Origin of the sequence: Bacillus cereus G9842 (genome assembly GCF_000021305.1) — a bacterium.
In the GTDB taxonomy this organism is placed as follows: Bacteria; Bacillota; Bacilli; order Bacillales; family Bacillaceae_G; genus Bacillus_A; species Bacillus_A thuringiensis_S.
The window spans coordinates 98,531-114,612 of record NC_011774.1; the positions used below are offsets into that span (position 1 = coordinate 98,531).

Here is a 16,082-nt window from a genome sequence, read left to right on the forward strand (position 1 = left end):
ATTACATGAGTATAAAAAAGATACAAATCACAAGAAAAGTAGAAGAAATTATAAAAGGATATCTGTTTCGTGGCAGATATCCTACTTTTGAGACTATTACACATCAGTTTGCACAATGGTTGCGAGAGCATAGACCTGGAACACCATCGTTTAATCCAGTAAAGGTATTTCGAAAAGAAAAGTCAGATGCTGATAAATATAATAATCATGTGTCACAGATACACCAAGATATAACAGATGCCTATGATGCTACTATTAATCAAACGACACAAATTATGACTGATTTTAACTTAATAGAAACAGAGAGAAACAAACTAAGTCATGAACTGGCTAATATCTCTAAGTCTATAGATGAATTGCTATTAGTATCTAATAACAGTGATTATAAGTACTTTGAGAGCTATGTGGTTACCTTTGAGAATGCTAGTGATGTGAATAAGGCAAATAGTACTATATTTGTAGATATTCAGAATAAAGAGGTAACCTTGTCTGAGAATATCGGAAAAGGGAAAAGAATTATTATTGATCCAAACAAAGCGTATTTCCAAACACTACAGCCATCCCAGAAGAATGAAGCATTGGAAAGCATTACACATGCATTTGACGATAATATTAATACAGCTTGGTGGCATGTTGTTAAAACAAAAGAGTTAAGTGCAAGTAATGTCATGCGAGCTGAATTGACTGTCATGTTTGATGAAGTAGAAGAGCTGAATTATATTGAATACATTCCACATCACGGAAAGCCAATTAATATCAAGCTAGAATACACAAATGATGGAGCAGCGTTCTCTCCTATTTATCAGCAAGCACAAACAGATAAAATTACTGGTATTAAAATATGGAGCTTCCAAAAAATTAATGCACAAGGTGTAAAATTTGTATTCGAAAAAAGTGACTATGATGAAAGGTCTGGTGACTTTTATAATTACTATTTTGGAGCAAAGACAATTGGTATGTATAAGAAGGACTACCTAAGTGAAGGTGTTTTATATACAAATCCAATTCCATTCAAAGATACAATTCAGCAAGTATCTATTATGACAAAAGAGGATGTTCCTTTTAATACAGAGCTAAAGTATGAGATTGCTTTGCATGATCCTGCGAAGAGTTTGGAGGAACTAATTTGGCATCCAGTATCATCTTCAGATGATACACAACCTAAATTCGCCAAGGTAGTAACTCTTAATACAAAAGAGACTAAGCAAATTGAAACGAGCAAATGTGAGCCAACAAGAGAGGTCATTAATGGTATGCAAGTGTTCCGACTTATGAAAGATAATGGCGATGGCATAATTTCAGAACAAATTCTTAATACGCAAACAGGCTCAACACAAGAAACGTTTGATGAGCTGGAAAACCCTAAGTTATTTAGGGGGATTAATCAATGGAAAAGAGAGAGGACTTATATCCCGTTCAATGGTCAAATTCCTCTTAATAGTATTTGGGATCAGCAGTATCAAAACCGTCCTGAAATAATTCGTGTAGATTACATACCAAAAGGAAATATCTTATCCCTCAGAAGAGACGGTGGAGGGTTTGATGATAACTTCTACAGATATAGTATTTGTGTATTTGCAGATGAATCAAGAAATGAGCCATTAAGTTTATCTGTAATGTCTATGCTAGGGACCGGCTCAAGAAAACGATTAGGCTCCTATTCTGTATATGTAAATCGTCAACGATTAGCACCTGTAAATGATGAAGTAACAATGAAATTTGAAAAGGGATGGAATGAAATTCAAATTTTATATCATTGGGGAGATATGCAAGATAGAGTAGATACAAGAAGAGAAGAGTTGCCACTTGAAACAATCATAGGCAAATTTAATTTCGCAAAAGAAAAAAGAGTCCGTGGTGATCTTGAATCTATGCAGTTTGTAGAGTCTCATACTTTATTTCATAATATATCTCCTAATAATCGTAGTTATTTTGCTATTCATGAAAGACAAGTTGTTTTAAATTATTTACCGAAGAATTGTATCTTCCAATTAATTTATGAAACGAATAAAAATATTGAAAAGCACAATGAAATGATTTTACGTGCAAATTTACGCAGGGATGCAAATGTACCTTATGTAACTCCAAAAATATATAGCATTCAATTGCGTGCTAAATGAGGTGATTAAATGGACCAAACTGCCAAACATCTTACATTATTCTTTGCTAACGCTCAGCAAAGTGAAGAAGGAGAAATGCTAAGAGATTTACCAGCAGAACAAATCATTATTAATTGGGATCAGCTAGGTAACAAAAAAATAATATCCTTATCTACAGGAGAAGCATTAGAAGTTGATGTATCTAAAGAGGATGGTAATCTTATTCGGATTACGAATATGTCCTATTTTGGTTCAGGCAGATATGGCCGCTTGCTTGGAGCACTCTATACATTTATAGATGGCTCTGAGTCATGGGTGGTTTCTGTTAAGAGTAAAAGCAAAAGCTCTCAAAATCTAAATATGCTAATTGGAAACTGGTTTTATGGATTGCCATTCGATAAATTAAGTGAAAGTGAACATTGGACAGGCAGCCCCTATATTGGATACACAAAAGACTTCGTAGAAATACAAATGGGTCGAGTGGAAACTATTTGCGATATACAGTTAACACCAAATACTTATACGATTAGGCCAGGCGAGAAAGCAATTTTCTCCGCAATGCATCCCTATTCAGAAAAAGGAAACTGGATATATGATAAGAAATTAACTGTAATAGAGGAAACAAACAAATCCTTAGTTGTTACGAGTAATATAGAGAGTGAAACAGCATACGATATTTCCTACTCCGTACATAAGTGTATGAAAACATCTAAGCTATTTATACAAACTATAAAAGACAAAGATAAATTTAAAGATCCTAAAGAGCCAATTGTGCCGCCTTTGATGGATAAGCCGGCAACAATAGATGAGCCACCAAAAGATATAGTGGATTTAATGAATCCTGCAATCCCTATGTCACCTCTATACAAATATCCTAACATCATGAAAAGGAACGCTAGATATAGAGGGCATAGAGAGTCAGAAAAAGCATTACATGACCATCAAGAGCAAATATATGATATTAGACAGTTGCATCGTTCTATTACTGATTTAAAGAAAAAAGCAGACCTTGGTATACAATCTTGGTTTGAAGGTAAGAAAAATATTAGTATTTCTATGAAAATAGGAGAAAATGTGGAAAATATAAGCGAAATACAAAATATGCAGAACAATATACATAACGGACACATAAGAACTTTGGGGGACAATATGATACAATTAAACAGAGATTCTTCTGTCAATGGCATGCTAGGTATTTATGAACTGAAACAGCATTTGCAACAATTAGATGAGCGAGTTGCTGAAGCTGAAAGGAGATATCAAAGTTATGAGAATGCCTACGAGTAAAAGTGGTGGAGCGAAGTTTCGTGGACCAACCTCTTCCCAAGAGTATAATGAAAATGAAGACTTAAAATATGCAGAGTTATTGGAGTTGTATAAGCAAACAAACGAATTAAATATTACACTTAAGGAAGCACATCAAACAGTTATGATGGAAAATCTAACATTACATAATTATGTGAAAATCTTAGAGGACCGCATGGCTCTTATTGAAAAGCAAGTAGATACTCTTGGTGGACCATCAATTATAAATAAAAATTTTCATAAGACAGCTTTTGTGCAAGATATGAAGATAAATTATCCAAAAGAATTCCAAAATAATCAAATTACAATTCCAAGATCTGAAATTGATTTACAATATAGATTTGCAACTATACCAAAAATTCATCAAATATCAAAAACTCATATTGTGGATATCAATGGAAAACGGATTATTCCTTCTGAGTTAAAAGTTCAAGTGGGAAGAACCAGTAAAAAAGGAAAAGTAATAGATAATAACATTTTAAATGCATTTAATGGTGACAATTTATCTTTTTGGAGAAGAACCGTAACATATGACTCTCCAACAGATGTTCCTCAAAATGGTGAGGACGTTGTATTAGAAATTGAACTGCCATTGCATTTAGTTAATAACCTTCATGTTAATACAATTGCAATACACCCTCACCCAGAACGAGGGATTCAAATAAAGGATATTGAAATGCATTACAATGATGGGTGGCGAACAATTCAAGGCTTTCACCAAAATGAAATTACTAGTATAGCATCTGAAAATCATGCCCCAAGAAAGAAATGGTTTTTCCCGAGTGTACCTGTGCAAAAAATTAGAATCACATTTGTACAGAACTATTCAATCAATGTAGATGGAAAAACTATTTTTACATTAGGTGCACAAGAAATAGGTTTATTTTTAACAACATTTGAAACCAGCGGAGGAATGTTGTTAACACCATTTAATATGGAAGGGGTATATAACATAGAATCCGTAGAGCATGTTTTTCTAAATAGAGGCGCATTTAGCTACCCTAAAAATATGGAGACACAATTAAACGGAGCTATCTATGAATATGAAGTCTACGTAGAAGAGAATGATTATACACTTCGACCTCTTTTAAATGCTGATTGGAAAAACCAAATAGCAGAAAGGGTTTGGATTAAAACACATCTGCACCCTGATCCTTATAATGGAGTTAACCCCTGCCTTCATGCTGTGAGATTACATTATACAAAAGAATCATAGTATACAAGGAGGCAAATACTATGCCGAGTGATAGAACTATATCTTTAACAGAAATGGATATAAAAAGGCTGATTGAGCGTCAAGATGAGTTAGAAAAAGAAATTAAAGAGCTCCGAGAGACTATGAAGCATATGGATCGAAAAAGTGCTGAAACAGAAAAACGAGTAACAGAACTAGAAACAGAAGTATTAAATATAAGAAAATCTTTAAATGATATACAAGGATCGGTTAATTTGATTCAACGTGGTGTACTCACTGTGCAAGAGAACGTAGGTGAATTAAATTCCAAACAAGATGTAGCAATGAAATCTCAAGATAAGTTTATAGATTCTCAAGAACAGTTTATTGGCCAACTATGGAAAGCATTCTTTACTGTTCTAGGCATAGTAAGTGCTTTAGGGACTGCCGCAATTGCTTTAATTAAATAGGTATTATAAAGAAAAATGCAGTAATTTAGAGAGATCTGAAGGTAACTGCATTTTTTTATTGTTTAGTTTATTGCAGCATGATACAATAAAAATAAAGGGTTTGAAATGCATTACAATATTTATCACTTAAGGGAAATGCTTAAACTATGATAGGGGATTTTTATATGCCAGTAGTAATTGAAAAGTTTATGCCTGAGTTAGAAAAAATTAAAGATATTAGAGAAAAACTTAAAGAATGTAAAGAGGACTGGCTAGAAAGTAAGCTGGAAAACGTGAATCATAAGTATATAGGATCAAAAACTGTAACTCGAATATTAGATTATGCAACAGATGGCATTACATATTGGGATTTTGAACTTGTAGAACAATGGAGAGAAGAAGTGTATCAATATGATAGAAATACCGGTACTTGGTTTTTTGATGGATACGTGTATCGTGTTAAAGGATATTTATTTATTCCAGGATTAGGACAACGATCGCAATATGGTTCTAAAGTTATAATAGGTAGTACAGGGAATTCAGATGGTGCGTATAAATCAGCTGCTTCGTGTTGTTTAAATAATTGTGCATCTATGTTTGGTATAGGTTCATCTATTTACGATAAGATAAATATTGAGACAGATGAAAATGATTATGAAAATCTAATACAAGATTCTAATTATTACGTAGGGCACACCCAAAATGCACGATTACAACAAGGACAGCAGCAACATTGGAACCAACAGTATCAGCAGCAACAAGGACAGTATCCCAGTTAAACCAATTTTAGAACAACAAACAATGTATAACAACGCTATAGAAATGGAATATAACTTTTTTACCACTCCATTTAATAGAGTTTCACAACAAAGTAAATTAACTCAAATTCAAGCACAGTCACAGGAAACAGTAGAAACTAAAGAGGATATTTGTAAGATAGAAAAATCAAATGATCCTCTGATTAGCATAATACCCGATAATCCTTGGAATAGTTTTGAAGTTACACAAGAATTAGATAGATTAAAACAAAATAAAATAAGATTAAATATTTCCACTGACAATCAATTATTATCACATGTGAGAGAGTTTATTAAAGATGAAAATGCATCATTTGATCATATAGCTTCACACAATCTAAAGGACTTTAATAATTATTTAGACAAAAAAGTAGTATAGGAGTGAGTTATCAATGCAGACGGTTGAAGAACTTGCAAACTATTTTGTACTTTACATCACCCAAGCTAGATTTTCAGTAAAAGCAAGAACTGATAGTGCTATTTCCTCAATTCAAGTTTTACTGAATAAAGGATGGACTTTACAAGAAATTAAAGAAGAATTAGATAATTTTTCAAAAACATACCCTCAAATTGTTACAACTCTTTATCATGTAGAGGAGATTATGAAAACAAAAGAGCTACCCAATAATTTGCTAAGTCCCACTTCATTTTACTATCACAATATTTTAAGAGAGGTACCACCGCCACCGATTTTAAAAAGAGATCCAAATTCGGGAAATTGGATGAGAGTAGAATTGGGGTTTTATCTAGAAATGAAAAATAGATTTACTCTACAAGACTTATTAAATTATTGGTATGAGAAAATGGATATCATTCCTAATGATCATATAATTAAGCAAGATGAGGGGAAATTTAAATATATGCTAGGTAACTATACAGTCGATGAATTATTATTTATGATTGATGTTGCCAAAGTACAACGGAAAGAAAAACAACTTAGAACATTAAGAAATGCTTTTGAATTAGAAAAGTATTTAGAAGAAGCAAGAGATTTTATTCAAAGGAAAGAAAATATTCATAAGGTGACAGGGATAAATAGGGAGATTAAACGTCATGCAAAAAACAGTGATACCGCAAAACCATAATAATGTTACATTATGGGTTGAATGTGGTGCTGATTTAAAAACAAAAAAATATCCGTTTACACGAAAGCATTTTATGTTTCCTGAGAACACTTGGCAATTCAGAGAGCATTATAATAATCAGGGTGTGTATCAAACTGTAATGCAATACATTAATCCAATTTGGTTTCAGAATGAAACAGGAAAATGGATTATTAATGCGGGTGACAGCTTAAAATGGGGAGATTTTTACTTAGATTTTGATACTATAATTAAAAGTGAAAAAGATTATATAAAACTAAAAGAAGATGTAAAGATAGCACTCAGATATGTAACGGTTATTATGCAAGTTAATATTAAACAGGTACAGCTTTATTTTTCTGGAAACAAAGGGATTCATCTGGTAATTCCTGCTATTACATTAGGATTAGATCCTCATGTAGCTCTGAACCAGATTTACAAATTGATTGCTAAAGATATTAAAAATTATTGCCCAAATAATACATTAGACTCGAAAGTATATGATGATAAACGTATGTTTCGGATGATCAACTCATGGAATATAAAAGGTGGAGCTTATAAAATTCCTATTACATATGACGAATTTAATAAACTAAGTTATGTAGAATTAATTCAACTCGCCCAGTCTCCAAGAGAAATTAAGCTGGAGCAACCATTTGTTTCACAACGTGCACGGTTAGTTATAAAAAAACATATTGAAGAGTGGAACAAAAAATTAAATAAGCGAACAGAATTTTCAGGGGAAATCAGGAGAATAAAAACAGAACCCCCATGTATTAAAGCAATGAATGAAAAGTTATTCAGAGAAACTATAGATGAAAGAAACAATAGCGCTACCGCATTAGCAAGTTTCTATATGCAACAACAAATTCCAAGAGAAGAAACTATATTAAGAATGCAGCAATGGGGAAAAGAACGTTGTTCACCACCATTAAAAGCAAATGAAACTAAAATTATTGTTAACTCAGTCTACAACGCTCAATATAAGTATGGATGTAATTCATTCAAGCAAGCAAGTGGTGTCTGTAATAAAGAAAAGTGCCCTTTATTTAATAAGGAGATTTCAAAATGAGAAAAACATTTGGTGAGTTTGCTTTCCTTATTTACGGGTTTGGGATTGCAGTAATTATTAATAAATGCGTTCATAATCAATCAAAATATATTCAGCAAATAACTTTTATGATTACGCTGGCTATCATAATATTTGTTTGTTTACATATAGAAAATAGAATGTATAAAAAAAGACAAAATAGGGGGCGGAAAAAATGCAAAAGCAAAGAAATATATTAATTGTTACCCGAGATTTTAGTAAAGAAATTAGCACTAAATTTGAAAGAATCATTATGCTTCCTGTTAAAGGTATGGTGGATAATTTGAAAGGATTAAACTGGGATCAAGTCCTTGCTCCAAAGGAAATGGATAGTAATGAACAGGAATGGTTTAGAGAGTCTATTTTTCCTTTAACGTTAGATAATTACCCTAATAATATGGGGATTATTTACTATCAAAAAGATTTCACATAATTACCAAACTTGGCAAGGAAGAATTTTCTTCTTTCTTGCATAAAGTTCATGAAAATAGTTTGTATTTACCATTTACTATTTTCATGAATTTTATGCAGGGAATGAGTGAAAGGAGCACCTTAAATGACAATAATTAATTATCAAGAAGTTGATACTGATAATTCAACACTGAATCAAGATGAGGAAATCTTTACAATTAATATTGAAAATCCTTTGAAAGTTTGCTTGAGGAATCCGGAAAAAATTTTTAATCGTCCCATAAACTTTATTGAACAAAAAATGTTAAAAACAGTTCGAGATGTAGATGATTATTCTTGGAACCGAGATGCTCGAGGTGGACTTAGATCAGGATTTCCACTATTTGATGAAGCAATTGAAGGAGGCGTTCAAGCAGGTCTTTATTTAATTGCAGCACAACCTAACGTAGGTAAATCTGCTTGGATGTTACAAGTAGGTCAAAATATTGCGAATTTAAATAAAAATGCGCATGTCGCATATCATTCTTTAGATGATAGTGTAAATGAATTAACACCGAGATACATTGCTTGTAAGCAACAAATTACAATTTCACAGGCTAAAAATCCAGCACGATACATGAATGAGCCTGAAGTAATAGAAAAGCGAAATGAGGGTGTTAAACATTTATATCGAAATGCTAGTAGATTTTCTTTATGGGATTCTACCGAAGGAACGAGTGTAGAAGCTATTGAAAAAAGAATTCAGGATTTAAAAATGGCTTTTCCAGATAAAGAATTAGTACTCATGATTGATAGTATCTATGATTTAACGGTGGAGTCTAAACAATTACAAGATAAGAATTTGTATGAATATGTTGCTAGAACTGTTAAGCAATGGTGTGTAACATACGATTTGGCCATTTTTTGTACAGCACATTTAAGGAAATTAGGTGGTAATCGAAGGCCATTAACAGAAGACTTGAAAGAGAATAACCGTTTAGAATATGAAGCGAATTTTATAGCACTTTTATACAATGAAGTAGGGATTAAAGAAGAAGGTGCTCAGGTTTATTGGCTAAATGAAGATACTGAGGAAAAAATGCCGGTCATTGAAATGAAAGTCGGTAAGAATAAATTAGGCTCTTTTAAAGGTACTCACTTCTATGAATTCGTACCAAATATGTCATTTTGTATGGAGGCCTCTATTGAATCCCGTAGAAGATATGCTTCTTTAGTTTATCAAAGTTAAAGGGGAATATGAGAATGGAAAGTTCATATATTAAAGCTTTAAAGCATACAAAGGATAAAGTTAAATTCGTATTGGAAAATTATCCAGAGACAAGAAATAATGATAATTTGCTGTGTACAACATACTGGAGAATCATTGACCGTATAGAAGATATACATAGTATTCAGTTTGCTACTGGAACAGAAGTTATCCGTCGAGCAAGGCAATCTTTAAATGAAAAAGGACTATTTCTAGCAACAGATCCAAAAATATTAAGTAAAAGAAAACGATATGCTAAGGAAGTAAGATTAGGTATCAAAATTATATAAAGGAGTGGAAAATATGCCAACACAGATGAATAATCATCTAAGAAGATATGTACAGGATGGGATCCAAAAGAAGATTCGTCTTAATAGCCTAATTAAATCTTATCAAGTACAGTTTTCGAAAACAAAAGAAGATGTAATCGACCAAAGTGATTTACAACGTAAGATGGAGTATAACGGGATTCCGGAGATGAAAATAAAGCAAATTACATCGCGTCTAAATAAGGATCAGGAAATTGAAAAACAAACTATAAAAATCTTAAGAGACTTAAACTCTGATATGGATGATTTAACAATTGAAATTAATGCTCATTTAGAGGAGTTGTCAGCTATTGAGATTGAATCTGGCGGATTTGTGACACATGCTATTGGTATTGATAAAGATACTACATTAGATAAAGAGAATATGATTTTAAAATTGAAAAAGAACAGTCATGCAGAAATTCCAATTGGTGTTCGCCTTGATAGCTGGAAGGATAGCTCACAGTTTACAATATCAAGAGAAAAGAAAGGGGATATATAATGTTATTCTCATATTATTTTGATACGAAAAAGACTCATTTGCTAAATTGTCATTTTACAGTTTTACAGTTTACTAAAAAAAATGCTGGTGTTATTGATGTTATGTTCTCAGCTGAAGTATCTGAAATAATGAATGGTAAAAAGAAAAGGAAAGAAATGAAAGTTTCAACATTTTCTTTTGCACCATCGTCAAAAGATGAAGCAAAACATGATATAGATTTTAGTCGTGTCCGCTACGCAGAACAAGGAAAATGGATATTTACTGTTACAAATAACAAAGATGAGGAACAGAAGGTAACAGTGGGATTAATTACCCAATCAGCTAATAAGAATCCTATTGGTATGGATATCTACCATGATGATGATTTTTCAGCAGAATTGAAGGCTAATACACTAGCTATTCTCGAAAAGAATTATATTGCACCAGTATTAACTCAAACATTAGTAAATGCACAATTTGAACAACCTGGATATCCAGAAGGATTCTTTTCAGTTTCTGGAACGTATAATAAGGAGTTTCAAATGTATACTGTCTCTGATTTTATACAAGAATTCTCAGAAGCAATTCCCGAAAAAGCAAAATTTGATATTACACTGAATCTTGCACCCTCTGAGTTAATTAAAGATAAAAATGAAGTATTTTCGCTTATGATTGAGAATTTGGGTACCATTAATTTACTGAAAAATGGATTAGAATATAAACCTTATAATGGAAGTTCATCTGATGTTATATTTGATCAGTATGAAAAAGAAATCACAGAGAAAGATTTCTTTAATAACGGGTTTACTACAAAATCTTTTATTAAGCTTAATGGCGATGGGAAAGGTAACTTAATTATTTCTTATAATGGAAGAAATATAAGTGTTACATATGATTCACAAGTAGAAATGTCTAAGATAACATTTAAAGGAACATTAAAACCCTTGTCTGATAGTTTAATAGATGAAGAAAAAGAAAAAAATAATCCTAAGAACTGGACTAAATCAACGGTCGATGATATCAAAGTAGTTTATCATAAATAATCTAATAAAATACAACCAATAGTTATATATAGTACGAATTGAAATATTATTAAAACTTCAAAATTCATAAAAGATAGAAGAATGGATGATAAATAAGGTGAAATATATTCCGATTCACTGTAATGCATTGTAGAAGTATTGATGTCCATGTATATAGAATTTAGTAATACTTTTAAAATAATATTTAAAAGAAATGGTTCTATTATTAAAGATAAAGTGACTATGCAGATTTATAAAGAATTTGAAATAACATTCATTAATAGCTGTTTTCAAGGACACAACTATGGGAGATGAAAGATATGATGATACACAAGCCGAAGGCATTAGATTATTTTAAAAAAGAACTAGAACAAATTAAGGATGCGAATTTACAAACCTTTTTTTACAATTCTTTAGCAATTGCTCCAAAAAGTTTTCATAATGATGAAGGATTAATGGAATATACAAAAAAAGCATTTTATATTTTGTATGGTTTTTTAAATCAACGTCAAATAATCGGGACGGTTCGTGAAGCACTGCTAGGAACGACTTTACTATGTGATATTATGTTTAATGAATTTGAAGATGAAATGAAAAAACTACATCCAGTTGCAGTTCGAACATATTTAGAGAATCACGGAATGAATAAAGAGATTCAACAGGGATTATGGGAGAACATAATGCGAGCAATTGAAGCACACCATGGAAATAAAGGAGCATCTCCATCATTAGATGCTAAACCGGGTACAGCTGAGTACGAATTAGCTCAAGCGTTTATAGTAGCACATATGCCTTATGTAAATATTTATTGGGAGGATTTATATAATGAAGGGAAACATAAAAAATAAGCTTAAAACTACTTTTTTCTGGAGTGGTATGGCATCAGCTACTTTAGTCTTTGCTCAATCTATGGCCATACTTTTAGGATATGAGTTACCACAAGATACAATTGCTAAAATCATGGGAGCTATAAATAGTTTTTTAGCGCTATTAGCTTTTAGTGGATTACTCGTAAATCCAGAGGAAGTAAATTCATTTCAAGCAATGGTAACAAAAATGAAAAAAGATTAATAAATAAATGTTCTCTATATATAGAGAACATTTTTGTTGCTTACATCTGTAGTTTAAGAATATCAATTAACATAGAAATGTATTACATATTAACTTATGTGCAGTAATATGAAAAACGATTGGCTCTAGTATTAAAATAATATAGATGAAATAGCTGGATTTATAGAAAAAACATTTACTTATAACAAATGTCTAGTTAAAAATCTATGGATAAAAGCAATAAATATAATAAAGATTTTCTAAATGTTATGGAGGTAGAACAGTATGTTAAAACTACTAAAAATGTGGAAGTGTAAGAGAAAAGGCACACATGAATATGCGTTTATAGATAGTAAATGGGACGGTCCTAAAAAGTATGGGGTAAAAATACATACACGGGTATGCAAAACATGTGGTTCCGTTAAGAAAATTATAGTGTGAGTAGATAAAGAATTTTTATGTTCAAGAAACGAGTAATTGGCACATTAGGAGAAGGTGTTGCGTTAGCAGGAATAATTGTGGCAGTAGTAACTGATGCAGAACAGAACTACATTTGCAGCGGAATTTAGTATATGTATAATAAGTATTCAACCAATTTATTTCATCCTATAAAATATGATAAATTAACAATATATATTGTTAATTTACAATTAAAATAGAACCTAATAAATAAATTCAAAATATACTTTGAGGTGAGTCTAAATTGTGTTTTAATGTGTAATTTTCTTTTTTTATAGGTGAATTCTAGTATGATACGATTACAAAAAGGGGACAGGGAATTCTAAGGAGGAATTTCCGTAATGTTTAAAGTAGCAGATTATGTAGTAAGGCAAGTTATATCTCCAGAAATAGGAAAAGATCTTATTGATTGGGGGCTTAAAGCTATTGGTACTGAGGTAGCTTGGAAAAAAACAAAAGGAGAAGGTATTAAAGTTGCTATTCTTGATACAGGAATTGATGAAGATCATCCTGACTTAATAGATAATGTAAAAAAATATATAGACTTTACCAATTCACCTAGTCAATATAAAGATATGCAGGGGCATGGAACTCATGTAGCAGGGATTGTAGCTGCAATGGATAATGGTATTGGCATGGTTGGTGTCGCACCTAAATCAGAATTATATTGTGCTAAGGTACTAGGCGATAACGGCAAGGGCGGGTTTGAAGCAATGGTTCGTGGGATTAAATGGGCCATGGATTGCAAAGTAGATGTTATTTCTATGAGTCTGGGGACCGCTAGTCGTCCCCCAGAAGTGCTATATCAAACTATCAAGCAAGCTATTTCTCAAGGTATTGTATTTGTAGCAGCTACAGGTAATGAAAATAGTCAAGTTTGTTATCCGGCAGCATACGATGAAGTAATTGCTGTATCCGCTGTAGATGAAAAAATGCAACATTCTCAATTTTCAAATCAGGGTATAGAAAATGAAATTTGTGCTCCAGGTGTAAATATTTTATCTACTTATAAAGAGGGATATTACGCACGTTTATCTGGAACATCAATGGCTACTCCGATTATCTCTGGGGCAATTGCATTGATTATCGCTCGCTATAAACAACTGCATAATGGAGTAAATCCATCCGTATCAGTAGTACGGGAACTATTGCAACATATGGTTAAAGACCTTGGTGTACAAGGGCGGGATGAGCTATATGGTGCAGGAATTATTAATTTAGCTCTACTTCCATAAAAGACAGGTTTAAATCCTGTCTTTTTTATTTTTTTGTGCTATAATTAAGCGCGTGAAAGGCATTACATAATACTTAGAGGGAATTGTAGGGATTTATAGAATTACTCTCTAAAAAATACTAAAATGGGCATGTATGTTCAATAAGAACTGATTTTTAAGTTTATTTGAAGTTTCAGATGTACTGCAAATTAACTAAAATTATAATAGCAAATAAAGAGAAAGTAGATGGGGGCATGACAAAAATATCGCTAGGAAGGCGTGTAAGCACAAAAAATAATAATGGAAGGAGTGAAAAAATGAGTAATTATTGAAATGAGAGAGAATCCAAAGTGTAAGATATAAAGCAATGAAAGAATTTAATGGGGCGCCTAGTAGATAAGGAGTAACAATAAATGGGAACTATTACAGCACAGGATAAACAAGTTTTATTATATCAACAAACAGGTATATCTGAACCACTCGTAAAAGAATATGAAAATTTTCTCAATAAGTATTACACCTTACTAACGAAAGATGTGATTAATTTTAAAAACTATGACATTCGCTGTTTTCTAGCTTGTTATATTAATAATAAGGGTATTATAAAAAATTTGAAGGATGGGGGGTTCTATTCACAAGAATCAATTAAACAAGCCTATAAAGCATTAAATTATTTAAAATGGGTGTTTCGTAATCATACGAAAGATGAATTAAGAGCTGAGCTATTGATACCATTCTTACTGTGTGCTCGTCATTATAAGCCACAAGGGAGCTCATTTAAAAAATACATATATGTTTCTTATAAATTTAATCTAAAAAGACTGATCGATAGTATGAATCAAGATTTACTTGATCATAAAGATATGATTTATCAAAATAATTATACAGATCAAAATAATGAAAAGGGTTTAGAGGAAACACTTAATAAGTTAGAAAGTAAAAACCCTAGTATATTAGAAATTGAAATGTCTACAGGATCAGAACTTAATCATCCAAGTTGGGTCCATGGAGATGTATCGCAATTCCCTTTTAATAAACTAAAAAGTCATGAGCGCTATATTCTTGCAAAATACTATTATGAAGGATATACCGACAAAGAAATCGCAAGAATGATTCCGTATCATTCAAAGTCTATTCATCGAATTAGAAAAAGAATTCAGATGCAATTACAAGATATGTTAAGTAAAGGAGAATTAAAATGTCTAAGAATGCAAGCAAGAACTTATTAGAAATATTAGAAACGCCTTTAGTAGCCCTTATATGTTCAAGTAAGAATAAGCATTATGGAATTTATATAGAAGATATGAAATTAGGCAATGCAGATTTTCAGGAAGAGCTTATAAGAATAGATACCATTTTTATACCATATAAATGGTTTGATTCAATTACAGCATGTAATGAAGAAAATTTAAAAGAAATTAAAGAGAAACTTGAAGTTTCTTAATCTTTCTTATGTTTTGTCTTGTTACCTTATTATTCTTATTGTATAATCGATAGTGAAATGCATTACATGAAAAGGATGGTTGCAACTAAAAATATGAGAGTCCTAATTAATTCACAGTATAGAATAAAATGAATTTATTTAAGAAGAAAATAGGGTCCTTAACAATTGAAATGATGGATAGGAAGATGATTCAAATTAACATGTTGGATAATCTATTAATAAGATTTTTTGAAAATAGTCTTATGCTAGAAAACAGTTAAAATAGAAGATAGGAGTAGGTGTGTTAATGCCTAAATCTGACTTTATAGTAGTGAAAATTATCTTGCAGAATTAAATAGTGCCTTTAACGATACTTGAACTAAAGAATGGTATACAAATCAATTTACATTTTATCTGAACTTAGAAAGAAAAGTCTATTTAACTTCACTAAAACAATACTAAGTTATTGTAA

General features: G+C 31.6%; 19 protein-coding genes. All 19 read left to right on the forward strand.

Going from position 1 to position 16,082, the window contains the following annotated elements:
• The first annotated feature begins 5 nt into the window (after positions 1-5).
• The 19 genes from BCG9842_RS28760 (at position 6) to BCG9842_RS28850 (ending at position 15,631) form a co-directional block, all read left to right on the forward strand.
• Positions 6-2,120 (forward strand): hypothetical protein, encoded by a 2,115-nt coding sequence (locus BCG9842_RS28760; protein WP_000023357.1) that lies wholly within the window; start codon positions 6-8, stop codon positions 2,118-2,120.
• A 9-nt stretch (positions 2,121-2,129) separates the two neighbouring features.
• Positions 2,130-3,386, forward strand: coding sequence for a hypothetical protein (locus tag BCG9842_RS28765; protein WP_000372860.1), 1,257 nt, complete (start codon positions 2,130-2,132; stop codon positions 3,384-3,386).
• The gene (locus BCG9842_RS28770) at positions 3,367-4,620 is read left to right on the forward strand and encodes a hypothetical protein (protein ID WP_001242767.1); all 1,254 of its coding nucleotides are present in this window, start codon (positions 3,367-3,369) and stop codon (positions 4,618-4,620) included. The genes BCG9842_RS28765 and BCG9842_RS28770 overlap by 20 nt, the downstream gene beginning before the upstream one ends.
• Positions 4,621-4,640: 20 nt before the next feature.
• A complete protein-coding gene (locus BCG9842_RS28775; RefSeq protein ID WP_001138728.1) occupies positions 4,641-5,048 on the forward strand; it encodes a hypothetical protein in 408 nt (135 codons plus the stop codon).
• 164 nt (positions 5,049-5,212) lie between these two features.
• Complete coding sequence (locus tag BCG9842_RS28780) at positions 5,213-5,806, forward strand: hypothetical protein (protein ID WP_001145618.1); 594 nt, start codon at positions 5,213-5,215, stop codon at positions 5,804-5,806.
• A 22-nt stretch (positions 5,807-5,828) separates the two neighbouring features.
• Positions 5,829-6,203, forward strand: coding sequence for a hypothetical protein (locus BCG9842_RS28785; protein ID WP_000282605.1), 375 nt, complete (start codon positions 5,829-5,831; stop codon positions 6,201-6,203).
• Positions 6,204-6,216: 13 nt separating this feature from the next.
• Entirely contained in the window at positions 6,217-6,909 is a 693-nt protein-coding gene (locus BCG9842_RS28790; protein WP_001195215.1) for a hypothetical protein, read from the forward strand.
• Positions 6,878-7,978: a primase C-terminal domain-containing protein gene (locus BCG9842_RS28795; protein ID WP_001174230.1), complete on the forward strand. Its 1,101-nt coding sequence runs from the start codon at positions 6,878-6,880 to the stop codon at positions 7,976-7,978. Before BCG9842_RS28790 ends, BCG9842_RS28795 begins: the two co-directional genes overlap by 32 nt.
• Positions 7,975-8,196, forward strand: coding sequence for a hypothetical protein (locus BCG9842_RS28800; protein WP_001232533.1), 222 nt, complete (start codon positions 7,975-7,977; stop codon positions 8,194-8,196). The genes BCG9842_RS28795 and BCG9842_RS28800 overlap by 4 nt, the downstream gene beginning before the upstream one ends.
• Positions 8,172-8,429: a hypothetical protein gene (locus BCG9842_RS28805; RefSeq protein ID WP_001171823.1), complete on the forward strand. Its 258-nt coding sequence runs from the start codon at positions 8,172-8,174 to the stop codon at positions 8,427-8,429. The genes BCG9842_RS28800 and BCG9842_RS28805 overlap by 25 nt, the downstream gene beginning before the upstream one ends.
• Positions 8,430-8,552: 123 nt before the next feature.
• Positions 8,553-9,635 carry a DnaB-like helicase C-terminal domain-containing protein gene (locus tag BCG9842_RS28810; RefSeq protein ID WP_000152597.1) on the forward strand — a complete coding sequence of 361 codons (1,083 nt, stop codon included), beginning with the start codon at positions 8,553-8,555 and terminating at the stop codon, positions 9,633-9,635.
• 14 nt (positions 9,636-9,649) lie between these two features.
• Positions 9,650-9,943 carry a hypothetical protein gene (locus BCG9842_RS28815; protein ID WP_000446121.1) on the forward strand — a complete coding sequence of 98 codons (294 nt, stop codon included), beginning with the start codon at positions 9,650-9,652 and terminating at the stop codon, positions 9,941-9,943.
• 13 nt (positions 9,944-9,956) lie between these two features.
• Positions 9,957-10,463 carry a hypothetical protein gene (locus BCG9842_RS28820; RefSeq protein WP_001143146.1) on the forward strand — a complete coding sequence of 169 codons (507 nt, stop codon included), beginning with the start codon at positions 9,957-9,959 and terminating at the stop codon, positions 10,461-10,463.
• Positions 10,463-11,485: a hypothetical protein gene (locus tag BCG9842_RS28825; RefSeq protein ID WP_000899460.1), complete on the forward strand. Its 1,023-nt coding sequence runs from the start codon at positions 10,463-10,465 to the stop codon at positions 11,483-11,485. The genes BCG9842_RS28820 and BCG9842_RS28825 overlap by 1 nt, the downstream gene beginning before the upstream one ends.
• A 299-nt stretch (positions 11,486-11,784) precedes the next feature.
• Positions 11,785-12,312, forward strand: coding sequence for a hypothetical protein (locus tag BCG9842_RS28830; protein WP_000972646.1), 528 nt, complete (start codon positions 11,785-11,787; stop codon positions 12,310-12,312).
• A complete protein-coding gene (locus tag BCG9842_RS28835; protein WP_000677980.1) occupies positions 12,290-12,535 on the forward strand; it encodes a phage holin in 246 nt (81 codons plus the stop codon). Before BCG9842_RS28830 ends, BCG9842_RS28835 begins: the two co-directional genes overlap by 23 nt.
• A gap of 779 nt (positions 12,536-13,314) precedes the next feature.
• Entirely contained in the window at positions 13,315-14,208 is an 894-nt protein-coding gene (locus tag BCG9842_RS28840; RefSeq protein WP_000477374.1) for a S8 family peptidase, read from the forward strand.
• Positions 14,209-14,600: 392 nt separating this feature from the next.
• Entirely contained in the window at positions 14,601-15,416 is an 816-nt protein-coding gene (locus BCG9842_RS28845; protein WP_000536764.1) for a hypothetical protein, read from the forward strand.
• Entirely contained in the window at positions 15,386-15,631 is a 246-nt protein-coding gene (locus BCG9842_RS28850; protein WP_000041513.1) for a hypothetical protein, read from the forward strand. The genes BCG9842_RS28845 and BCG9842_RS28850 overlap by 31 nt, the downstream gene beginning before the upstream one ends.
• Positions 15,632-16,082: the final 451 nt, after the last annotated feature.